Origin of the sequence: Actinocrinis sp. (genome assembly GCF_035653575.1) — a bacterium.
Lineage (GTDB): Bacteria > Actinomycetota > Actinomycetes > Streptomycetales > Catenulisporaceae > Actinocrinis.
Genome location: NZ_DASRBQ010000003.1, coordinates 39,941 through 61,086, shown reverse-complemented (window position 1 = coordinate 61,086; position 21,146 = coordinate 39,941). Strand labels below are relative to the sequence as shown.

Below are 21,146 nucleotides of genomic sequence, written 5' to 3'. Positions count from 1 at the left end.
GGGCCGGATACGGACGCTGACAACGACGCGGACCAATCGGCAGCGCCCGTCATCGACTTCGCGGCCGTGGGGATGACCTACCCCGGTCCGCCTCCGGTCGTGGCGCTAAGACCGACGAACCTGACCATCCAGCGCGGCGACTTCGTCACCGTGGTCGGCCCTTCCGGCTCCGGGAAGTCGACGTTCCTCAACGTGGTCGGCCTGCTCGATCGGCCGACTACCGGCCGCTACCGGCTGGACGGCATCGACGTCGGGACACTGCGCGAGGCAGACCGTACCGCGCTGCGCGGCCGACGGATCGGCTTCGTCTTCCAGGCCTTTCACCTGCTCCCGCATCGCAGCGCGGTGGACAATGTCACGCTCGCGCAGATTTACAACGGCGCCCCACGCAAGGCGCGTCGCGAGGCGTCATACGCGGCCCTCGCCCAGGTCGGCCTCGCGCACCGAGCCGACGCGGTTCCTGCTCACCTTTCCGGCGGGGAGCGGCAACGCGTCGCCGTTGCACGCGCGCTGGTCAATCGTCCCTCGCTGCTGCTGTGCGACGAACCGACCGGGAATCTGGACTCTGCGACGGCGGCCTCGGTCCTGGCATTGATCGAGGACTTACACGCCGCCGGGCTGACCATCCTGGTGATCACGCACGATCCGGCGGTCGCGGCCAGAGGCTCGCGCACCGTGGCGATCCGGGACGGGGTGCTGACCGAACATGCCTAGTCTCGGCGCGATTCGCAGCCGCGCGCGCAGCCGCAGCCGTCCCCTCCCCCGCCCCACCGAGCGCTCCGCCCTCCCGCTGCGCGATCTGCTCGCCGAGGCGCTGGCCGGACTGCTGCAACGGCCCGGCCGCTCGGCGCTGACCATGCTTGGCACGGTGCTCGGCATCGGCGCGTTCGTCGCGATCCTCGGCCTGACCGCGACCGCCGGCGGCCAGATCGACAAGCGCTTCTCCGTGCTCAGCGCGACCGAGGTCACCGTCCAGGACGTCGGCAGCGCGCAGAACGCGCGGTCCGGCACGGGTATCGCGGACCCGATCTCCTTTCCCCCGGACGCCGATCACCGGATCGAGACACTGAACGGCGTCGTCTCGGCCGGCGTCTACTGGCCGCTGCCGCTACGGCAACCGACCGTGTCCGCCGCACCGGATCTGGTGTCCCCGGGTTCCGCGAGCGGTTCGGGCCTGACCTTGTACGCGGCCAGTCCCGGCGCGCTCGCCGCGATTGACCCGGTGTACAGCCAGGGCCTCGGTTTCAACGCCTTCCACGCGGCGCGCAAGGAGCACGTCGCAGTGCTCGGATCCGCCGCCGCATCCCGGCTCGGCATCACCCGCCTCGACGCCGAGCCGGCCGTGTTCATCAACGGCACGCCGTACACCGTGGTCGGCATCATCTCGGACCTGCGGCGCGTGCCCGAGCTGTTGCTGTCGGTCGTCATCCCGGACACCACCGCGCTGAGCGCTTACGGTCAGCCCACCGACCAGCGCGCGAGCATGCTCATCGAGACCAGGCTCGGGGCGGCGCAACTCATCGCCGGACAGGCGGCGCTCGCGCTGCGCCCCGACGCGCCGAATCTGTTCAAGATCACCGCTCCGCCGGACCCGACCACCCTGCGCGACGGCGTCACGGGAGACTTCAACGCCCTCTTCCTCCTGCTGGCCGGGATCACGCTTGTCATCGGCGCCGTCGGAATCGCGAACACCACCCTGGTCGCCGTGCTGGAGCGCACCGGCGAGATCGGGCTTCGCCGGGCGCTCGGGGCGCGGCCGCGGCACATCGCGGCGCAATTCCTCACCGAATCCGCCGCGCTGGGCACCCTCGGCGGGCTTATCGGCACCAGCCTCGGCACGGCGGTGGTGATCGGTACCGCGCTCGCCCGGCAGTGGACCGCGGTGCTGGCGCCGTGGACCGTGCTGCCGGCGCCGCTCATCGGAACCATGGTCGGACTGCTCGCCGGGCTGTATCCGGCGTTGCGCGCCGCGTACGTCGAACCGGCCGAGGCGTTGCGCCGGTAGCTCCGTGACCAGCCACTTCAATCTGGTTCGAGCGGCGGGCGGGCAAAGCGGCGGCCGCGATTGCACGGAATTGATTGACCGACGCCCGCCGCGCTGTCGCCGGCCCGCCGCGCCGGGTTAGAACTTTCCGGGCGGCGGGCACGGGGCGCGCCGCCCGCGACCGAGAGCGCGGGCCACCGCGGTCCGCGGGAAGGTTGGGGCTGAAGGACATGGAGTTCGGGATTCTCGGGCCGCTGCTCGTGCGGGACGACTCGGGGTCGCGGTTCGTGCACGCGGGCAAGCAGCGGATCCTGCTCGCCTCGCTGCTGCTGCGGCCCGAACAGACCGTCCCGCTGGAGACGCTCGCCGACGCGATCTGGGACGGGCAGCCGCCAGTGAGCTACGTGGCGACGATGCGCAACTACGTCATGCGGTTGCGGCGGTCGCTCGGCACGGCCGGATACCGGGTCAAGACCAGCCTCGGCGGTTACCGGATCGCGTTGGAGCGGGAGGAGTTCGACGTGCTGCGGTTCGCCGGACTGCGCGCGGAGGGTGCGGCGGCGTACCGCGCCGGAGCGTACGAGCGTGCAGTCGGACTGCTCGGCGACGCACTCGCGGTTTGGCGGGGGCCGGTACTCGCGGACGTGCCCTCCGAACTGCTGCGCGGACAGGAGGCGCCGCGGCTGGACCGGATGCGGTCCGAGGCGGAGGCCATGAAGGCCGAGGCCGAACGCAGGCTCGGGGGCGCTAAAGACGGCGGCAGCCGCGCCGGTGCCGAGTACAGCGCCGACGCGGGACTGCCGGCGGGTCCGGGCCGTGGTCGCACGCTCGTTCAAGAGCAGGGGCTTGAGCTGAGCGTGCCGACCCGGCAGATCCACCTTCGGCCCTTGACGTATGCGGGCCCGCGCGGGCTCTCCTGGCAGCGGCCACTGGAAGTTCCTTTGGAGGCGATGCCTCGGCCCGCATGATGTGGCAGTGGGTAATGGACTGATACCAACCACCCGACTCGCCTGATCACGACCTGAACCGGTCCAGCACACGACGGCGGGAGGCCATGCCTTCGCGCCGTCCGGCTCATGAAAGACTGGACGTTCGTCAGGGCGTCAGACGTGCACGCCCTCGACACCGCCAGCCGAGTCGGGGAAGGTCACAACACACGATGGGTCGCACGCCACGCCTGCTCAATCCGGACGACGGCCCGCTTCAGGCATTCGCGCACGATCTGCGGATGCTGCGCGAGAAGGCCGGGAACCCGACATACCGGGCTCTGGCCAAGACCGCCGGATTCAGCGCGAGCACGCTGGGCGAGGCGGCCGGCGGAGTGCGGCGGCCGAGCCTGGACGTGACGCTCGCGTTCGTCGGGGCGTGCGGCGGTGACGTCGAGGCTTGGCAGGAGCGCTGGTACCAGCTGGACCGGCAGCTCACGGCCGAGCAGTTGGAGCAGGCCGGGCAGGTATCGCGGACTGACGCGCCTGACGATTCCGCCGCAGCAGCTTCTACAACGGCCGCGGCGAGTCCGGCTGAATCCTCGACGACAGCGACAGAACCGAGCGCAGCCGTCGACGCGCTAGTCGAGCCACCTTCGACCGGCGACTGCGGTATTGAGACCGGCAGTCAGGGTGCCTCGCTCCCGCCTCAGCCCCCTGAGGCAATGCCGCCCTTCTCCCCTGCTCCCGCTCCGGGACCGATCCGCCGCACCCGGCGCGCCGTCGTAGCGGTCGCGGCGCTCGCCGCGATATCCATGTTCGCCTTCGTCGGCGTGCGCTGGAATGCCGGTCACGCCGACGCGTCCACGAGTCACGGTACGGCGGCCGGCAAAGCGGCTCCGAGCGCCTCCCCCTCGTCGCACTGCGTCATCGCCGGGCCCAAGGGGCTGTTCGCCGGCGACACTCGCGGCTCGGGAGCGCGAATACGCGCTGGCGCGAGTATGGCGGACAACGTGGTGCGCACGATCCAGCCCTTCTGCCAGCTCCAGTTCGACGGCTACTGCCTCGGCGACGTGGTAGCCGACCCGATGGGCGGCACTCCCGACATGCGATGGTTCGAGGTCAGCGGCGGCGGTGTGGTGTCCTCGGCGGTCATCCACGGCAATCCCCCGGCCGGGTTGAAGCCGAGTGCGTGCCCTGACAGTGTGCCCAATCCCACCTCGATCGCCTTGTCCGTCGCCGCCTCCGCGGACAGCCCTGGTGCGTTCGAGTTACACGCGACCGGCGTGCACGTGTGGATCGTGGGCTTCGCTACCGTGCCGGACGACCGCTCCGGCGGCCCGGTGCCCGCGTCGGCCAAGTGGCAGCAGATCGGCATGGTCGGCTCCACCGCGACCGGGTTCACCCTGGCCTGGTCCGCGCGCCCGTCCGGCACGGCAGGTCCCGGCGTCGAGCAGTCGGCGGCGGCCACCGCGGCCGATCGAGTGCCGATCGTCGCAGTGGCCTGCTACGGAGGCCAGGGCGCGACGGACGTGATGGACCCGGAATCGGTCAGCATCACCGACCCGAGCCAAGCCACGCCATTGACACTGACCCCGGCTCAGCGCGCCGCGGCGGCCGACGCGGCCTGCAGTTATCCGCGGCCCTGAACAGGCACGCGGCAGCCCGCGCCGGGCCGAAAAATCTTCCCGATCCGCCGGCAACCTTTCCACGGGGTCGGGCGACTGTGGGGTGGACCTGGCAAGTTTGCAGTCGTCCCGGCACTTCGGCCGCACCCGAGCGGCCGGGACAGGGGCGGGCGGTGCCCAGCCCGAATTCGCAAGTTCCGGTTCCCGGCCCGGCGCTCCGGTTCAGCGCCGCCGCCCGGCGAGGTCGCCGCCGGGCTCGCGGGTGTGACGGCCCGCGTGGAGCCCGCCGCTCCGCTCCGAAGGATCGGCGGGCTCCAACTTGTCAGCCCCGGGCCCGCAGCGCACCGGCTTGCCAGACGGCCGGCGGCACGGCTCGGCGGCCCGCTTACTGGCCGAGGAAGCGCAGGATCCCGTCCGCGATCGCCTGAGCCATGCGCGCCCGGCCCGCCGCCGACTCCTCGAGGGCCAGGTCCGAAGCGTTGCGCATGTTGCCGCACTCGACCAGGATCTTCGGCACCGTGGACAGGTTCAGGCCGGCGATGTCGTCGCGCGGCTCGTAGCCGTCCGCGCCGACGTAGTTGGACGGGATCAGGCCGGACTCCTGGTCAAAGGTGCTGTGCAGGTCCACGGCGAGCCGGTGCGAGGCGGCGTCCACGCCCGCGCCGCCGACCGAGTTCTCCGCCTCCAGCAACTGGTAACCCCGGCCACTGGCCGGACCGCCGTCGGCGTGAATGGAGATCGCCGCGGCGGCGTGGGCATTGTTGCCGATCGCGGCGCGGACGTTGACGCAGGGGCCGACGCCGGTGTCGCTGTTCCTGGTCAGGATCACGCGCAGACCGTGCTGCTCCAGGTCGGCCTTGACCAGGAGCGAGACCTGGAAGTTGAACTCGTGCTCAGAGTACCCGTCGGCGCCGTTGGTGCCGGTCGTGTCGCAGGCCTTCTCCTGGCCGAAGCCCTGCGGGACCAGCTGGTTGATCTCGGCGGCGTGCGTCTCGTTGCCGCCGTCGTGGCCGGGATCGATGACGACCACCTTGCCGGTCGCGCCGACGGTGTTCGCCCGCATGACCGCGGGCGGTGACGAGGACGCGGACGCGCTCGCGCTCGGCGAGGGGGAGGCCGAGGCCGACACGCTCGCGCTGGCGGAGGAGTCGCTGGGGCTGGCGCCGACCGATACCGCGGCGAGCACGGACGGCGTCGCGTGCGCATTTCCCCCGCAGCCCGCGCACGCCCAAGCCGTCATGCCCGCCAGCAGTACCGTGGCGGCGGCCTGGGCGCGCCGTCGCTTCGTTCGCGTCGTCACGCGGCAACCCTAGCGAGTCGATCGCGCGGGTATCCACCGTGTTGGGCGATTACGCTGCGTTGATCACGGACGCTTAGGCGATCATGAACTGATCGGGGCGCAGGGCGCGGTTCACGATCCGCACGTCGCCGATCCAGCCGTTGAACACCTGGTTGATCGTCCCGGCGTACTCGTATCCGCCGAGCAGCCAGGAGTGGCCGAGCGTCGTGAGGCCGACCGCCGGGGTCGAGGGGTTGCGCACGACCTCGCAGCCGTCGACGTACATCTTGGTCAGCCGGCCGTCGTTGACCACCGCGACGTGCCACCACGCGCCGAGCGGCAACTCATGCCCCCAGTTGGTCGACGAGTCGGTCCGGTTCAGCGGGTAAACGCACCACTGCAGCTCGCGGTCGCCGGAGAGGCTGAGCGTGGCGACCGGCTCCTGCGGGTCGGTCGCGCCGCCGCTCTTTCCCGCCTCGCCGCTCATGCCCCAGCGGCTGAGGATCGCCGTCCACGCGCTCTGCGACGAATCCCAGTTCGCGGGCAGCTTGAAGAACGCCTCGAAGGTGTAGCCGCGGGCGAAGGTGTCGGCGTTGAGCGGAGCGCCGGTGACGGTCTGGAGGTACGCGCCGCGCAGCGGGTCGCCCTGCCCGCCGAAGTACAGGCTGGCGTGACCGGGCTGGTCCGGGTGGTGGTCGGCGGACCAGGTCAGGGAGCTGGCAGGCGAACCCGGCACGGTCGTCTTGGTCAGGTCGTTGCCCGCGCCCGTCAGGTCCTTGATGACGACGGAGTCACCGAGCGCCGAGCCTGGTGCGCCGGTCGCGCCGTCGAAGCGCCAGTAGGCGACCGTGCCGCGGATCAGCAGGTCGCGGGCCGGGCGCGCGGGCCGCGGCGTGGTCGGGGCGAAGCCGGCGAAGCGCTGCGCGAAGTCGATCGGGACGGAGAAGCGGTCCACCGAGGTGGTCAGCTCCATCTCCTGCGCGGCCAGTTCGTTGAACTCCCGCTGCTCGGCCAGCTCGCGGATCCACGGGGAGAAGGTGGCCACGTCGATGATGTCGCGGTCCAGGTCGAAGGTGTAGGTGCGGATCATCGCCGCGCCGCCGTAGTAGCGGTTCTGATAGTTCGTGATGTGCACGTGCACGTCGTTGCCCGCCTTGTTGGTGAGCGTCGTCGCGCCGGACGGCCAGTAGTGCCCGTTGAGGGTGAGGAAGATCTGGTCGTGCGTGTTGATCAGGCGGTCCCACAGTGTCTGGCCGTAGGCGGACAGCGAGGCCACGCCGTTGTCGTCGGCTCCGGCGATCTCGTGCGTGGTGAGGATGACTGGCAGGCTCGGGTGGGCGGCCAGGACGGACTGGGCCCAGGCGAATCCGGTGTCTGACAGCCGCCAGTCGAGCGCGAGCACCATCCAGTCCCGGCCCCCGGCGCGGAAGACGTGGTAGGAGTTGTAGCCGTCCGGGCTCGCGCCGCGGTACGTCGGCGATCCGGCGAAGCGCTTCGGGCCGAAGGTGTCGAGGTACGGGGTGTCCCCGCGCTGGTCGGTCGTCGAGGAGCCGACGTCGTGGTTACCGGCCAGCACGCTGTACGCGGCTCGCTTGCGGTCAAGCAGGCCGAAGACGCCGCCGACCGCCGCGAATTCGTCGGTCAGACCGTTCTGGGTCAGGTCGCCGAGGTGCGCGAGGAAGACGATGTTCTCCTCGTCGCCGGAGTCCAGGACATAGCGCAGTGACGCCTCCAGCGGCGCCGGGTGAATGCGGTCCTGGTCGAAGAGGTACTGCGTGTCGGGCATCACGACCACGGTGAAACGAGGGCTGTCCGGGTCCGGACGCCAGCTTCCGCCGTTCTTCGAGACGGTCGTGACGTCGTAAGGGTCCTGCGACGACGAGGCCGTGGCGGCGATTGCCGCCGGAGCGGCGCCGATGCCCAGGGAGGCGACGCCCGCGCCGGCGCCGATGAGACCGGTCACGCGCAGGAACGAGCGGCGGCTGGCTGCGGCGGGAGCGCTGGAATCGAAGTCCACAGTGCATGGACAGTCGTGGCCGGCCGCGCACTCGTCGGCGTCGTGGTGCGGATCGGGCGAGAGGGCGTCGGGCATGGTGCGTCTCCTGGTGCGCGAGGGGTTCGGGCGCACGCTAGGGAGTGGATATGCACCACCGCACAACCGGTCGGCGGCTGCGAGGCGAACTCTCCCCGAACAAACCTGGCAACGATGTCATGCCTCCGGCGCGGCACCACGCGCTGATCAAACGCGTGGCGCCGCGCCGGAGGACGCAGTTCGGCTACCTCAGGTCGCGGCCGGTAGATCGACCAATCGCCCAAGCGCGGCGCGGTGCCGAGACGCGGTGCCAAGCGCGATGGAGTCCGACTTGGCGCGCTTGAGATAGAGGTGCGCCGGGTGCTCCCAGGTGAAGCCGATGCCGCCGTGGAACTGCACGCATTCCTCGGCCGCACGCACCGCGACGCCGGAGCAGTACGCCTGCGCCAGCGCGACGGCCACCGGCGCGTCCGGGTCGTCGTCCGCGACGCACGCGGCCGCGTAGCGAGCAACGGCCCGCGCCTGCGCCACCGAGGCCCACAGATCGGCGGCACGATGCTTGAGCGCTTGGTAGGAGCCGATGGGCCGGGCGAACTGATAGCGCGTCTTGAGATAGGAGACCGACAGCTCGAGGCAGGCTTCTGCGATGCCTAGCTGTTCGGACGCGAGCACGGCGGCTCCCGTGCTCAGGGCGCGGGAAAGGGCCGTCATGGCCGCGTCGTTGGATGCGAGCTGCCGACCGGTGGCTTCGGTGAACGTCAGGTCGGCGAGCGGCCGGGTCAGATCGAGTGACGTCGCGGCGTCCAGCGTCACGCCTGCGGCGTCGGCATCGACCACGAAGAGCGCCGGGCCGGCGGAAGCCGTGGCCGGGACGATGAAGAGGTCTGCGACGCGCGCGTCTGCCACACTCGTCACCGCCCCGGAAAGCCGCCCGGCGTCGTCAGCGCGCACGGTGTTCGAGAAGGGCGCGTCCGAGAGGAGCGCCTTCGAAAAGGCCGCGTCCGGAGCGCTGGAGAACGGCACCGCGAGGACCGCCGCCGTGCGTCCGGCGGCAAGCCGCTCAAGCAGGTCGCCGATCTCCGCGGCCTGCGCTGATTCCTGCAGCGCGAGTACAGCGGCGGTGGCGATAACCGAGCTGGTGAGGAACGGTACCGGCGTGACCGCGCGGCCGACCTCCTCAGCCACGACCGCCGCCTCCCGCCAGGACGCCCCGGCGCCGCCCGCCTTCTCCGGGATCGCGAGGCCCGCGCAGCCGAGATCGGCCGCGAGCGACTTCCACACCGAGGTGTCATAAGGCTGATCCGTCTCGCAGCGCGCCAGGACCGCGTTCCACGGGCTGCGATCGGCCAGCAGCGCGCGCACGGAGGCGCGCAGATCGTCTTCGACCTCTGAGTACAGCAGGCTGGGCGCGGCCACAGCCTCTGCCGCGGCTGACGCGGTGGCACTTGAATCAACGGCGCTTGAGTCAACGGCGCTTGAGTCAACAGCGCTTAATTCAACGGTGCCCGATTCGGGAACGGCGGCGCTGCTCACTGGGCCAGGTCCTTCCACGCGACGTCCTTGTCGACCCGGATCTCCGGGGGAAGACCGAGCACGCGCTCGGCGATGATGTTGCGCAGGATCTCCGAGGTGCCGCCCTCGATCGAGTTGCCCTTGGCGCGCAGGTAGCGGTATCCGGCGCCACGGCCAGCGAAGTCGACCGTGGTCGGCCGGTCGGTCGTCCACCGCTCGGTGGTCCAGTCGTCGTAGCGCAGGCCCTCCTCGCCCAGCAGGTCGGCCTCGAAGCCTGAGATCTCCTGGTTGAGGCGGGCGAACGCGAGCTTGGCGGCCGAGCCCTCGGGACCCGGCTGCCCCTCGGCCAACTGCTGGCGCAGCCGGGTCGCGGTCAGCCGCGCGGCTTCCGCCTGCACCCAGAGGTCGAGCAGCGTGTCGTGCGCCGCGGCCGTGCGCAGTTCCGGGCGCTCCCGCCAGGCCTTGGCGACGACGCCGATCACCCCGCCCTCTCGCGGCTGCGCGCCGCCGCCGATGGCGACCCGCTCGTTCATCAGCGTGGTCTGCGCGACGGCCCAGCCCGCGCCGACCGGGCCGAGCCGAAGCGAGTCGGGGATGCGCACGCCGGTCAGGAAGACCTCGTTGAACTCGGCCTCGCCGGTGATTTGTCGCAGCGGTCGTACTTCGACGCCGGGGTCGGTCATGTCGCAGACGAAGTATGTCAGGCCCTTGTGTTTCGGCACGGCTGGATCGGTGCGCGCGATCAGGATGGCCCAGCGCGCCTCGTGCGCCATCGAGGTCCACACCTTCTGGCCGGTCACGATCCAGTCGGAGCCCTCGTCGCCGGGGTTCTCGCGCACCGCCTTGGTGGCCAGGCCCGCGAGATCGGAGCCGGCGCCGGGCTCGCTGAACAGCTGGCACCACACCTCCTCGCCGGTCCACAGCGGGCGCAGGAAGCGGCGGCGCTGCTCGTCGGTGCCGTGCGCGAGGATCGTCGGCGCCGCCATGCCGAGCCCGATGCCGATGCGGTGCGGGTCGTTGTCCGGCGCTCCGGCCGCGGCCAGCGCCTCATCCACGATCCGCTGCTGTTCGCGTGGCGCGTCGAGCCCGCCGAGCCCGACCGGGAAGTGCACCCAGGCCAGTCCGGCGTCGAACTGGGCGCGCAGGAAGTCCAGCCGGGGCGTACTCGCCGGATCGTGCTCTTCCAGCAGGGTCTTGATTCGCTGCTGCAGCGACATCAGCAGCCTCCTTTCTCACGCGGCGAGGGTGTCCAGGCCGCGCCGAACCAGCGCGGGCACCAGATCGCCCATTCCTTCGAAGCCTGATCCGACGGTCTGGCCGCTCAGATAGCGGTAGTAGATGCCCTCCGCGATCACGGCGAGCTTGAAGTAGCCGAACGCGATGTACCAGGGCAACGGGGTCACGTCGAGGCCGCTGCGGGCGGCGTACCGCTCGATCAGCTCGTCCTGCGCCGGGAAGCCCGCGGCGCTGTCGACCGCTGAAGTCAGCGCCTTTCCGGCGCCCAGCGTTTCCAGTTCGGTCCAGTACACGCAGAGCAGGCCCAGGTCAGCGAGCGGGTCGCCGAGCGTGGCCATCTCCCAGTCAAGCACCGCGGCGATCCGGTCCTCGTCGTCCACGATCGCGTTGTCGAGCCGGTAGTCGCCGTGCACGATCGCAGCACGCTGCGACTGCGGGATCGCGTCGCCGAGCGCTTCGTGCAGTGCGTCGATGCCAGGAACCTCGCGGCTGCGCGAGGCCGCCAACTGCTTGCCCCAGCGTGCGACCTGCCGATCCAGATAGCCCTCCGGCCGGCCGAAGTCGCCGAGCCCGACCTTGGCCGGATCGACCGCGTGCAGGTCCGCGAGCACGTCCATCAGCGCCCAGGACATCGCCCGGGCGCGCTCCGCGGTCAGCGTGGCCGTCTGCGACTTTTCCCGATAGACCGTGCCCTCGACGAACTCCATCACGTAGAAGGGCGCACCGATCACCTCGGCGTCCTCGCACAGCAGGTGCACCTTGGGCACCGGCACGCCGGTCGGCGCCAGCGCGGACAGGACCCGGAACTCGCGGGTCATGTCGTGCGCGGTGGCCAGCACGTGCCCGAGCGGCGGACGGCGCAGCACCCACGAGGCCGGGGCGCCGTTTCGCCGACCGCGCAGGATGTAGGTGAGGTTCGACTTGCCGCCCGCGATCAGCTGCGCGCCCAGCGCTCCGTCACCGAGGTCCGCGTCGAGGTCCGCCTCGTGTTCGGCCAGGTAGGCGCGCAGCGGCGCCAGCGCCAGGCCGGGCGGATCCGCGCCGTCGGGCGCCTCTTCGCGGCCGGGCGGCGCGGCGGGGTTGCTCATCTCGGGTACCTCGCTCGGGGGGCTTGCACGGAGTACGGCTCGGTGGAACAGTACCGACTAGTCGGTACGTCGGCTACCCCCAGCAACGACGCTGTCGGAAGGCGCCACGATGATCTTCAGCACGATGCAGGAATACCCGCTGACCATCACCGCGATCCTGCGGCACGGCTCGCGGATCTACGGCGGCAGCGAATGCGTCACCTGGGAGGGCACGAAAGCGCGGCGCGCGACCTACGCCGAGATCGCCCGCAATGCCGAGCGGCTGGCCGCGGCGCTCGCTCGGCTCGGCATCGGCGCGGGCGACCGGGTCGGCACCTTCTGCTGGAACACGCAGGAGCACCTCGAGGCCTACTTTGCGGTGCCTTGCATGGGCGCGGTGCTGCACACACTCAACATACGGCTACCCGGTGACCAACTGGCGCACATCATCCAGCACGCCGGCGACCGGGTGATCATCGTGGACGGCAGCCTGGCGCCGCTGCTGGCCGCGATCGCGCCGGGGTTGACCGGGGTCGAGGCGTACATCGTGGTCGGCGAGGCGGACCTGGACCGGTTCGCGGGCCTGCCGGCCGGAGTCAAGGTGCTGCGGTACGCGGACGTGCTCGCCGCCGAGCAGCCCGGCTATCAGTGGCCTGAGCTCGACGAGCGGTCCGCGGCGGCGATGTGCTACACCAGCGGGACCACTGGCGACCCGAAGGGCGTGGTCTACTCGCACCGCTCGACCTTCCTGCACGCGCTGGCCGGGCAGGCGGCCTGCATGGCGGGCACCACCGAGTCCGACCGGATCCTGACGATCGTGCCGATGTTCCACGTGAACGCCTGGGGCATTCCGTACGGCGCCTTCTTCAACGGCACCACGCTGCACATGCCTGGGCCGCATATGGGCCCTGACGGCCTGGTCAACTTCATCGAGGCCGAGCGTTCCACCGTCGCCTCCGCCGTCCCCACCATCTGGAACTGGATCCTGAACTACGGCGAGGCGAGGCCGATCGACCTCTCCTCGCTGCGCATGGCCACCTCAGGCGGTTCCGCCGCGCCGCGCGCCCTGCTCGAAGCCTTCGAGGAGCGCTACGGCCTGCGCATCATCCAGGGCTGGGGCATGACCGAGACCAGCCCGGTGGCCGGAATGGCGCATCCGCCGGCCGGGGTCGAGCCCGGTACGCCGGAAGACGTCGAGTGGCGGCTCAAGTCCGGCCGGGTCGCGCCCGGCGTGGAGATGCGGGTCGTCGACGTGGACAGCGGCGCCGAACTGCCCTGGGACGGCGAGTCGGTCGGCGAGATCGAGGTGCGCGGACCGTGGATCACCGGCTCGTACTACCGGGACCCCGCGCCGGAGAAATTCCACGACGGCTGGCTGCGCACCGGTGACCTCGGCACGATCGACGACCGCGGCTTCTTCCAGATCACCGACCGCGTCAAGGATCTGATCAAGTCCGGCGGCGAGTGGATCTCCTCGGTGGAGCTTGAGAACCAGCTGCTCGCGCACCCGGCCGTGCTGGAGGCGGCCGTGGTCGCGATCCCGGACCCGAAGTGGGACGAGCGGCCGCTGGCCTGCGTCGTGCGCAAGCCGGGACCGGACGGCGAGGCGGCGACGCCCGAGGCGCTGGCCGCTTTCCTCGCCGGGAAGGTGGCCAGGTGGCAGGTGCCGGACTACTGGAGCTTCGTGGACGAGGTGCCGAAGACCACGGTCGGCAAGTTCGACAAGAAGGTGCTGCGCGCGCGGCACCGGGAGGGCGCGCTCGAGGTGCGGAAGCTCGACGCCATCCCGCGCGGTGAAATCGAAACGACAGCCGACACCGACACGACAGCCGACACCGAAACCACCACCGACGCTGCCGCCGGCGCATAAGCAGGCAGCAGCATCGACGAGGAGCATGTGCGATGGACTTCGAGCCGAGCCCTCTGGGCAAGGAGTACCAGGAGCGCCTGCGGGCGTTCATGGACAGCCACGTCTACCCCGCCGAACCGGTGTACGCCGCGCAGCGCCGCGCGCTCATCGAAGCAGGGGACGTACACCGCGTGCCGCAGGTCGTCGAGGACCTGAAGGTCGCGGCGCGCGAACGCGGGCTGTGGAACCTCTTCCTTCCCGACTCCGCCGATCCGCGGCACGGCCTCTCGGTCACCGACTACGCCCCGCTGGCCGAGCTGACCGGACGCTCGATCGAGCTCGCCCCCGAAGCGCTCAACTGCGCGGCCCCGGACACCGGCAACATGGAGGTCCTGCACCTTTTCGGCACACCCGAGCAGAAGGAGCGCTGGCTCGCCCCGCTGCTGCGCGGCGAGATCCGCAGCGGCTTCGGCATGACCGAGCCGGAGGTGGCCAGCTCGGACGCCTCGAACATCAGGACCCGGATCGAACGCGACGGCGACGAGTACGTCATCACCGGACGCAAGTGGTGGACCTCCGGGGCGATGGATCCGCGTTGCAAGATCCTGATCGTCATGGGCAAGACCGATCCGGACGGGCCGGCCTACCGCCAGCAGTCGATGGTGCTCGTTCCGCTGGACGCCCCAGGTGTGAAGGTCGTCCGCTCGCTGCCGGTCTTCGGCTATCAGGACCAGCACGGCCACGCCGAGATCGTGTTCGACGGCGTGCGGGTCCCGGCCTCGAACCTGATCGGCGAGGAGGGCGGCGGCTTCGCGATCGCGCAGGCGCGGCTCGGCCCCGGCCGCATCCACCACTGCATGCGCGCGCTCGGCATGGCGGAGCGGGCGCTGGAGCTGATGTGCGAGCGCGCGGTCGGCCGGGTCGCCTTCGGAAAGCCGGTGGCCGCGCAGGGCGTCGTGCAGCAATGGATCGCCGAGTCGCGGATGGCGATCGAGCAGGCCAGGCTGCTGACGCTCAAGACCGCGTGGCTGATCGACCGCTACGGGACCAAGAGCGCGCGTACCGAGATCGCCGCGATCAAGGTGGTCGCGCCGCGGGTGGCGTTGGACGTCGTCGACAAGGCAATCCAGGTGCACGGTGGCGCCGGCGTCAGCGATGACACCCCGCTGGCCGCGATGTGGGCCGGGCTGCGCACCCTGCGCATCGCCGACGGACCCGACGAGGTACACATCCGGTCCGTCGCGCGTACCGAACTGAAGCCGTACTTGAATCGACAGAATCCGCCCGGCCAGGGTGGCAACACGTGACGGCCCGTTCGGCGCATGTCGATACCCTTGCTGACATGCCACGGACACCGATCAAGGAGCCGCCCGCCCCCGCACCGGAACTGGCCCGGCTCCCGGTCCAGGAGCGCTTGATCGCGGCCTCGTTGCGCCTGTTCGCCGCGCAGGGCGTCGAGGGGACGTCGGTACAGGAGATCGTGGCCGCGGCGGGTGTGACCAAGGGCGCGATGTACCACTACTTCGCGTCCAAGGACGACCTGCTCTACGAGATCTACCACCGGCTGCTCGGCCGGCAGACCGAGCGGCTCAACGCGATCGCGGACGGGCCCGGCACGGCGGCGGAGCGAGTCAGGGCAGCCGCGGCCGACGTGGTGGAGAGCACGCTGGACTCGATCGAGGAGGCGATCGTCTCCTTCCGCTCGGTGCACATGCTGCCGAACCCGCAGCGCGCGCAGGTGCGGGCCGAGCGGCGGCGCTACCACGAGCGGTTCCGCGCGCTGGTCGAGGAGGGCCAGCGGGACGGGGCCTTCCGCAAGGACGTGCCCGCCGACCTGGCCGTGCACTTCTTCTTCGGCTCGGTCAACCAGCTGGGCACCTGGTACCACCGCGACGGCGGGCTCACCCGGCAACAGATCGCCGAGCACTACGCCGATCTCTTCCTCGCCTCGCTGCGCGTCGAGTAGTCCAGCACATCCCGTTCGCGTCGTTCAGCGTCCCTCTCCCACCACCGGACGAATACGGCATCCGCCCCATCTAGCCATACCGTCCGGTCGGTACTACGCTCACGCCGCCGCACAGCGTCGTGCGGTGGTGAGTCCTTCGGCTCAGGAGGTCCAGAGCAATGTCCGCTTCAGCAACGGAAGGAATTCCCGCCACCCCAAGCCCCGCCACCCCACGCGCCGCGAACGCGCTGTGGCACCGGCAGCTGACCAGGTATCCGGACACCGCGGCACGGTACGCCTACCTCGCGATCGTGGTCGTGGCGACCGTGGTCCTCTATTACGAGCTCTACATCCAGTACGCGGTCTCGACCGCGATCATCACGCACTACAACATGACGTTCACGTACTTCGTGTACGTGTCCGTCATCGGGAACGCCGTCGGCGCGTTCGCCTCCCTTCTCGCCGGTCTCGCGGATCGCTGGGGCCGCGCCAACCTGACCGTGTACGGCCTGCTGATCACCGGCGCGCTGGTCGCCTTCGCGGTGCCCAACGCGGGCTCCAAGGGCATGTTCCTGTTCTTGATCGCCCTGGTCAGCTTCGTCGAGGGCATCATCCTGGTCACCACCCCTGCGCTCGTTCGCGACTTCTCCCCGCAGCTCGGGCGCGCCTCGGCGATGGGCTACTGGACCATGGGACCGGTGGTCGGCAGCCTGGTCGTCACGGCCGTGACCAGCCACACGTATTCGGGCTCGACGACCTGGCAGGACGAGTTCCGCTACGCCGGCTGGGCCGGCCTGCTGGCCTTCGTCATCGCCCTGTTCGGCCTGCGCGAGCTGTCCCCGCAGCTGCGCGACCAGATCATGGTGAGCCTGCGCGACCGGGCGCTGATCGAGGCCAGGGCTCAGGGCCTTGACACCGAGGCGGCCCTGCGCGGCCACTGGCGGCAGATGCTGCGCACCGACATCCTCTCCTCCGCGCTCGCCATTAGCCTCTTCCTCCTGCTCTACTTCGCCGCGGTGGGCTCCTTCACCGTCTACTTCGTCACCACCTTCGGCTACTCGGTGCAGCGCACGGCCGGCCTGCTCAACTGGTACTGGGCGGCGAACGCGGTCAGCCTCGTGGTGGTCGGGCTGCTGTCCGACTGGGCCAAGGTGCGTAAGCCGTTCATGCTCATCGGCGCGGTGGCCTCGATCGGCGTGCTGATCCCGTTCGCCCTCGCCGCGACCAGGCCGCAGACCAGTTACTACACCTTCGCGCTGCTGGTCGCCGGGGTCGGCATCTTCGGCGGCTTCACCTACGCGCCGTGGATGGCGAGCTTCACCGAGACCGTCGAGCGGCGCAATCCGGCCGCCACCGCGACCGGCCTTGCGGTGTACGGCTGGATCATCCGCGCGGTCGTCGCGATCTCCTCGGCGATCCTGCCCATCGTGGTCTCCAGCGCGACGCCGCTGGTCGACCACGGCGCGCAGGTAGCCGCCGCGCAGGCGCAGGCCGGACCGGCGCTGGCGATCGTGCAGCAGCACCCGAAGCTGTTCGCCCAGCTGCAGCAGTACCCGCCCAACCAGATCCCGCCGGCGCTCCAGGCTCAGGCGGCCCAGGAGGTCGGCATTCCCAACCTGCTGATCGTCCAGAAGGCCGCGCCGCAGCTCGCCGTCCTCGGCCAGTACGGCCCGGCGGTGCAGCAGGCCGCGGCGCAGAACCCGAAGAACTGGCAGACCTGGTGGTGGGTGTGCCTCGGCGGCGAGGCGGTCTTCATCCCGGCGATCTTCCTGATGGCGGGACGCTGGAGCCCGCGCAAGGCGCGGGCGGACGTGGCCGCGCACGAGCAGTTGATCAGCGAGCAGCTGGCCCAACTCGGCGGCGGGTCCGCGACCGCGGCGTGACCGCCTGACAAGCCGCTCCACCCCTCGGTGCCCGTCCGCCTCCGCACGGGCGGACGGGCACCGAACCTTCAGCGCCCCGCGTCCCGCCTGCGGACAATTCCCCCTAGAAAACCACCATCCGGATAGCATCACGGGTATCCCGCCGAACCGGCCAACGGGGCACGCTCCCGCCCGGCCCGACAGGAGGAGCCCGCATGGACCAACTGACCATTCTGTTCGCGATCGGCCTGGCCACCATCTTCTCCGTGCCGATCGGCCGCCGGATCGGGCTTCCCTCCCCCGTGCTGATGACCCTGTTCGGCGCCGCGATGGCGCTGCTGCCGCAGGTGCCGAACCCGAATCTGCGCCCGGACCTGATCCTGCCGCTGGTGCTGCCGCCGCTGCTGTTCGCCGCGGCAAGGCGCACCCACTGGCGGCAGTTCAAGGCGAGCTGGCGCACCGTGCTGCTGCTCGCGATCCTGCTGGTGCTGGTGACCACGGCGGCCGTGGCCGGGGTGTTCAGCGTGCTGAACCCGGGCATGCCGATCGGCGTGGCGGTGCTGCTCGGCGCGCTCATCTCGCCGCCGGATCCGGTCGCGGCCACCGCGGTGGCCGGGGATCTGAGCCTGCCGCGCCGGCTCATCAGCACCCTGGAGACCGAGGGCCTGTTCAATGACGTGACCGCGGTCGTCATCTACAGCGTTGCAGTCAGCTCAGTGGTCTCGCACCACTTCTCCGGCTGGGAAGCGCTCGGCGAGTTCGCCCTGTCCGCGGTCATCGCGGTGGCGGTCGGCCTGGTGCTCGGCTGGTGCTCGAACCGGGCGATGGGCCTGCTCGGCGACGCGACGCTGCAGGTGAGTCTCAGCCTGCTGATCCCGACGGCGGCGTACGTGGCGGCCGACCATCTGCACGGCTCCGGCGTGCTCGCGGTGCTCGTGTACGGGCTCTACCTCTCCGACAAGATCGACGCCGACGACGTGGCCTATCGGCTGGTAGGCACGGCGTTCTGGGACATCGTCGAGCTGCTGGTGACCGGCTTCGCGTTCGGGCTCATCGGCCAGGAGCTGTACGTGGTCGTGCGCGATGTCGGCGACCGGTGGACCTCGCTGCTCGGCGACGCGTTCGCCGTGGTCGCGGTCGTGGTCTTCACCCGGCTGCTCTGGCTGCTTCCGGCCGCCTGGCTGGCCAACCGGATGGGCCGGGCCGAGGGCGACGACAAGCCGATCACCATGCGCGAGACCGTGGTCATGTGGTGGGCCGGGATGCGCGGCGTGGTGACCGTCGCGCTGGCGCTCGCGATCCCGCTCACGATCAACGGCGGGCAGGCGTTCCCCGGCCGCGACGCGCTGCTGTTCACCGCGTTCGCGGTGGTCCTGTTCACCCTCGTCGTGCAGGGGCTGACGCTGCCGGTCCTGGTGCGGCTGCTGAAGGTCGACGCGGATGACCAGGCGGAGCGGGAGGCGGAGAAGCGGCTCTGGTACCGCGTCGCGAAGGCCGAACTGCGCCAGCTCAACGCGGCGGCCGAGAACGGCTCGGTCCCGGACGAGCTGTACGACCGGCTGGCCACCCGGCGCCAGGGGCGGCTGGCGCAGGCGTTCCCCGAGTCGGTCGACGACGAGATGCGCGCGGCCGCGAAGAAGCGCTATGGCGAGGTGAAGCGGCTGCAGGCGCTGGATCAGGAGATGATCGCGGCCGGCCGCCGGGAGCTGCTCGCGGCCCGCGCCGAACCCGGCTCGGACCCTGAGCTGGTCGACCGCGTGATGCGCCGCCTGGACCTGCGCAGCGAGCGGCACTAGCCGAACCCGCGCCCGTCCCGTTCAACTGGACAGGCGGCGATCGGATGGCTGCCCAGCCGAGCGAGACCGCGAGGCGGGATCGGTTCCGGTTTAGGATCAAGCTATGACCACACCCGCACGTCCATCGCTGGCGCAGGCGCTGGCTGCCGGGCCGATGGTGCTCGACGGCGGGATGTCCAATCAGCTCGAAGCCGCGGGGCACGATCTTTCGGACGCGCTGTGGTCCGCGCGGCTGCTCGCGGATGATCCGTCGGCCATCGTCGCGGCGCACGCGGCCTACTTCGCGGCGGGCGCGCAGGTGGCCATCAGCTCCAGCTATCAGGCGAGCTTCGATGGCTTTGCCCGTAAGGGATTCTCGCGCGACGAGGCTGCGAGGCTGTTCGGCCTCAGCGTCGAGTTGGCGCGGCGTGCCGCTGAAGACTTCCGCGACGCGCAGCGACCGCGTTACGTCGCGGCGTCGGTCGGCCCTTACGGCGCGGTGCTCGCGGACGGCTCGGAGTATCGCGGGCGCTATGGGCTGACAGTCGCGCAGCTCGAAGGCTTCCACCGGTCGCGCATCGAGGCGCTGGCCGCGGCCGCCCCCGACGTGCTCGCGCTGGAGACCGTCCCGGATACCGACGAGGCCGAGGCGATGCTACGGGTGGTCGGCTCGCTCGGGCTGCCGAGCTGGCTCTCCTACACGATCTGCGGATCGCGCACCCGGGCCGGGCAGCCGCTCGCCGAGGCCTTCGAGCTCGCCGCGTCGGTCGATTCGATCCTTGCGATCGGGGTCAACTGCTGCGCGCCGCAGGATGTCGCGCCCGCCGTGGAAATCGCCGCTGCCGTGACGGGTAAGCCAGTGGTCGTCTATCCCAACAGCGGCGAATCCTGGGACGCGGCGGCGCATACGTGGCAGGGATCGAATACATTCGACGCGGGCCTGGTCGAGTCCTGGGTCCGCGCGGGTGCGCGCCTGATCGGAGGCTGTTGCCGGGTCGGTCCGGTGGGAATCAGCGCGGTAGCGCAAGCGCTGAAAGGGTGTATCCCAGCAGCGCAGCCCACCGGTAAGGTCTGAACATGGCGTTCGTAGACAAGGACCTCGACGAGCTCGTCGAATACGTTCCATCCCGCACTGAACCCGACGACTTCGCGGCCTTCTGGGCCGACACCCTCGCCTCGGCGCGCTCGCACCCGATCGACGCGGCGTTCGAGCCGGTAGAGAGCCAGCTGAACACCGTCGTGGTCGAGGACGTGACGTTCCGCGGCTTCGGCGGCCAACCCATCAAGGGCTGGATGCTTTACCCGGCCTCGGCGAGCGGCCCGCTGCCCACCATCGTCGAGTACATCGGCTACGGCGGCGGACGCGGCCTGCATTTCGAGCGGCTGCTGTGGGCGAGCGCCGGCTACGCGCACTTCATCATGGACACGCGCGGACAGGGCGCCTCGTGGTCGGTCGGCGACACCCCGGACGACTTCGGCGACGGCAACGGCCCGGCATATCCGGGCGTGATGACGCGCGGAATCCTCGCGCCGGGGACTTACTACTACCGCCGGCTCTACACCGACGCGGTACGCGCGGTCGAGGCGGCGCGGACGCATCCGTACGTCGACGGTTCGCGCATCGTCGTGCACGGCGGCAGCCAGGGCGGCGGCCTGTCGCTCGCGGTCGCGGGTCTGGTGAACGACCTGGCCGGGGTGCTCACCGACGTGCCTTTCCTCCAGCACTTCCGGCGCGCGACCGAGATCACGGACGGCTATCCGTACAAGGAGATCGCCAACTTCTGTAAGGTGCACCGGGACAAGGTGGAGCAGGTGTTCAGGACCCTGTCTTACTTCGACGGGCTGAACTTCGCGGCGCGGGCGACCGCCCCGGCGCTGTACTCGGTCGCGCTGATGGACGACATCTGCCCGCCGTCCACCGTGTACGCGTCCTACAACCACTACGCCGGGCCTAAGGACATCGCGGTCTACACGTACAACGGCCACGAAGGCGGACAGGCGCACCACACGCCGCGCGCGTTCTCGTTCGCCGCCGAGGTGACCAAGTAGTT

General features: G+C 70.5%; 17 protein-coding genes. 12 read left to right on the top strand and 5 right to left on the bottom strand.

The window, feature by feature from the left end; translation table 11 throughout:
* Positions 1-72: 72 nt before the first annotated feature.
* The 4 genes from VFA06_RS00615 (at position 73) to VFA06_RS00600 (ending at position 4,559) form a co-directional block, all read left to right on the top strand.
* Positions 73-714: an ABC transporter ATP-binding protein gene (locus VFA06_RS00615; protein WP_349259997.1), complete on the top strand. Its 642-nt coding sequence runs from the start codon at positions 73-75 to the stop codon at positions 712-714.
* Positions 707-2,005, top strand: a complete 1,299-nt coding sequence (locus tag VFA06_RS00610; protein ID WP_324838336.1) for an ABC transporter permease — start codon at positions 707-709, stop codon at positions 2,003-2,005. The genes VFA06_RS00615 and VFA06_RS00610 overlap by 8 nt, the downstream gene beginning before the upstream one ends.
* Positions 2,006-2,214: 209 nt before the next feature.
* The gene (locus tag VFA06_RS00605) at positions 2,215-2,952 is read left to right on the top strand and encodes an AfsR/SARP family transcriptional regulator (RefSeq protein WP_324838335.1); all 738 of its coding nucleotides are present in this window, start codon (positions 2,215-2,217) and stop codon (positions 2,950-2,952) included.
* Positions 2,953-3,143: 191 nt separating this feature from the next.
* On the top strand, positions 3,144-4,559 hold the full coding sequence (locus VFA06_RS00600) for a helix-turn-helix transcriptional regulator (RefSeq protein WP_324838334.1): 1,416 nt from the start codon (positions 3,144-3,146) through the stop codon (positions 4,557-4,559).
* A 364-nt stretch (positions 4,560-4,923) separates the two neighbouring features.
* On the opposite strand, the gene VFA06_RS00595 is transcribed toward VFA06_RS00600, so the two are convergent.
* Positions 4,924-5,601, bottom strand: a complete 678-nt coding sequence (locus VFA06_RS00595; protein WP_324838333.1) for an N-acetylmuramoyl-L-alanine amidase — start codon at positions 5,599-5,601, stop codon at positions 4,924-4,926.
* Between VFA06_RS00595 and VFA06_RS00590 the strand changes: the two genes are divergently transcribed.
* A complete protein-coding gene (locus VFA06_RS00590) occupies positions 5,558-5,851 on the top strand; it encodes a hypothetical protein (RefSeq protein WP_324838332.1) in 294 nt (97 codons plus the stop codon). The genes VFA06_RS00595 and VFA06_RS00590 overlap by 44 nt on opposite strands.
* 60 nt (positions 5,852-5,911) lie before the next feature.
* Here VFA06_RS00590 and VFA06_RS00585 read toward each other — a convergent pair whose 3' ends face one another.
* The 4 genes from VFA06_RS00585 to VFA06_RS00570 form a co-directional block, all read right to left on the bottom strand.
* Entirely contained in the window at positions 5,912-7,909 is a 1,998-nt protein-coding gene (locus tag VFA06_RS00585) for a LamG-like jellyroll fold domain-containing protein (protein WP_324838331.1), read from the bottom strand.
* Between the two features lie 189 nt (positions 7,910-8,098).
* Positions 8,099-9,265 carry an acyl-CoA dehydrogenase family protein gene (locus VFA06_RS00580; RefSeq protein ID WP_324838330.1) on the bottom strand — a complete coding sequence of 389 codons (1,167 nt, stop codon included), beginning with the start codon at positions 9,263-9,265 and terminating at the stop codon, positions 8,099-8,101.
* 113 nt (positions 9,266-9,378) lie between these two features.
* On the bottom strand, positions 9,379-10,578 hold the full coding sequence (locus VFA06_RS00575; protein ID WP_324838329.1) for an acyl-CoA dehydrogenase family protein: 1,200 nt from the start codon (positions 10,576-10,578) through the stop codon (positions 9,379-9,381).
* A 15-nt stretch (positions 10,579-10,593) separates the two neighbouring features.
* Positions 10,594-11,685: a phosphotransferase family protein gene (locus tag VFA06_RS00570; RefSeq protein WP_324838328.1), complete on the bottom strand. Its 1,092-nt coding sequence runs from the start codon at positions 11,683-11,685 to the stop codon at positions 10,594-10,596.
* A gap of 109 nt (positions 11,686-11,794) precedes the next feature.
* Between VFA06_RS00570 and VFA06_RS00565 the strand changes: the two genes are divergently transcribed.
* The 7 genes from VFA06_RS00565 to VFA06_RS00535 all read left to right on the top strand — a co-directional run bounded on the left by VFA06_RS00565 (position 11,795) and on the right by VFA06_RS00535 (position 21,144).
* Entirely contained in the window at positions 11,795-13,534 is a 1,740-nt protein-coding gene (locus VFA06_RS00565; protein ID WP_324838327.1) for a long-chain fatty acid--CoA ligase, read from the top strand.
* A gap of 32 nt (positions 13,535-13,566) precedes the next feature.
* Positions 13,567-14,820, top strand: a complete 1,254-nt coding sequence (locus VFA06_RS00560; protein ID WP_324838326.1) for an acyl-CoA dehydrogenase family protein — start codon at positions 13,567-13,569, stop codon at positions 14,818-14,820.
* Positions 14,821-14,855: 35 nt separating this feature from the next.
* On the top strand, positions 14,856-15,479 hold the full coding sequence (locus VFA06_RS00555) for a TetR/AcrR family transcriptional regulator (protein WP_324838325.1): 624 nt from the start codon (positions 14,856-14,858) through the stop codon (positions 15,477-15,479).
* 158 nt (positions 15,480-15,637) lie between these two features.
* Positions 15,638-17,341, top strand: coding sequence for an MFS transporter (locus VFA06_RS00550; protein WP_324838324.1), 1,704 nt, complete (start codon positions 15,638-15,640; stop codon positions 17,339-17,341).
* Positions 17,342-17,535: 194 nt separating this feature from the next.
* Positions 17,536-19,116 (top strand): Na+/H+ antiporter, encoded by a 1,581-nt coding sequence (locus VFA06_RS00545; protein WP_324838323.1) that lies wholly within the window; start codon positions 17,536-17,538, stop codon positions 19,114-19,116.
* A 103-nt stretch (positions 19,117-19,219) separates the two neighbouring features.
* The gene (gene mmuM / locus VFA06_RS00540) at positions 19,220-20,170 is read left to right on the top strand and encodes a homocysteine S-methyltransferase (protein ID WP_324838322.1); all 951 of its coding nucleotides are present in this window, start codon (positions 19,220-19,222) and stop codon (positions 20,168-20,170) included.
* A gap of 2 nt (positions 20,171-20,172) precedes the next feature.
* Positions 20,173-21,144 carry an acetylxylan esterase gene (locus VFA06_RS00535; protein ID WP_324838321.1) on the top strand — a complete coding sequence of 324 codons (972 nt, stop codon included), beginning with the start codon at positions 20,173-20,175 and terminating at the stop codon, positions 21,142-21,144.
* The last annotated feature ends 2 nt before the right edge of the window (positions 21,145-21,146 follow it).

Coding starts and splice junctions, on each gene's coding strand:
- mmuM (WP_324838322.1), top strand. CDS start 19,220: ATGACCACACCCGCACGTCCATCGCTGGCGCAGGCGCTGGCTGCCGGG.
- VFA06_RS00560 (WP_324838326.1), top strand. CDS start 13,567: ATGGACTTCGAGCCGAGCCCTCTGGGCAAGGAGTACCAGGAGCGCCTG.
- VFA06_RS00555 (WP_324838325.1), top strand. CDS start 14,856: ATGCCACGGACACCGATCAAGGAGCCGCCCGCCCCCGCACCGGAACTG.
- VFA06_RS00595 (WP_324838333.1), bottom strand. CDS start 5,601: ATGCGGGCGAACACCGTCGGCGCGACCGGCAAGGTGGTCGTCATCGAT.
- VFA06_RS00535 (WP_324838321.1), top strand. CDS start 20,173: ATGGCGTTCGTAGACAAGGACCTCGACGAGCTCGTCGAATACGTTCCA.
- VFA06_RS00600 (WP_324838334.1), top strand. CDS start 3,144: ATGGGTCGCACGCCACGCCTGCTCAATCCGGACGACGGCCCGCTTCAG.
- VFA06_RS00605 (WP_324838335.1), top strand. CDS start 2,215: ATGGAGTTCGGGATTCTCGGGCCGCTGCTCGTGCGGGACGACTCGGGG.
- VFA06_RS00575 (WP_324838329.1), bottom strand. CDS start 10,578: ATGTCGCTGCAGCAGCGAATCAAGACCCTGCTGGAAGAGCACGATCCG.
- VFA06_RS00570 (WP_324838328.1), bottom strand. CDS start 11,685: ATGAGCAACCCCGCCGCGCCGCCCGGCCGCGAAGAGGCGCCCGACGGC.
- VFA06_RS00585 (WP_324838331.1), bottom strand. CDS start 7,909: ATGCCCGACGCCCTCTCGCCCGATCCGCACCACGACGCCGACGAGTGC.
- VFA06_RS00545 (WP_324838323.1), top strand. CDS start 17,536: ATGGACCAACTGACCATTCTGTTCGCGATCGGCCTGGCCACCATCTTC.
- VFA06_RS00565 (WP_324838327.1), top strand. CDS start 11,795: ATGATCTTCAGCACGATGCAGGAATACCCGCTGACCATCACCGCGATC.
- VFA06_RS00550 (WP_324838324.1), top strand. CDS start 15,638: ATGTCCGCTTCAGCAACGGAAGGAATTCCCGCCACCCCAAGCCCCGCC.
- VFA06_RS00615 (WP_349259997.1), top strand. CDS start 73: ATGACCTACCCCGGTCCGCCTCCGGTCGTGGCGCTAAGACCGACGAAC.
- VFA06_RS00590 (WP_324838332.1), top strand. CDS start 5,558: ATGACGACCACCTTGCCGGTCGCGCCGACGGTGTTCGCCCGCATGACC.
- VFA06_RS00610 (WP_324838336.1), top strand. CDS start 707: ATGCCTAGTCTCGGCGCGATTCGCAGCCGCGCGCGCAGCCGCAGCCGT.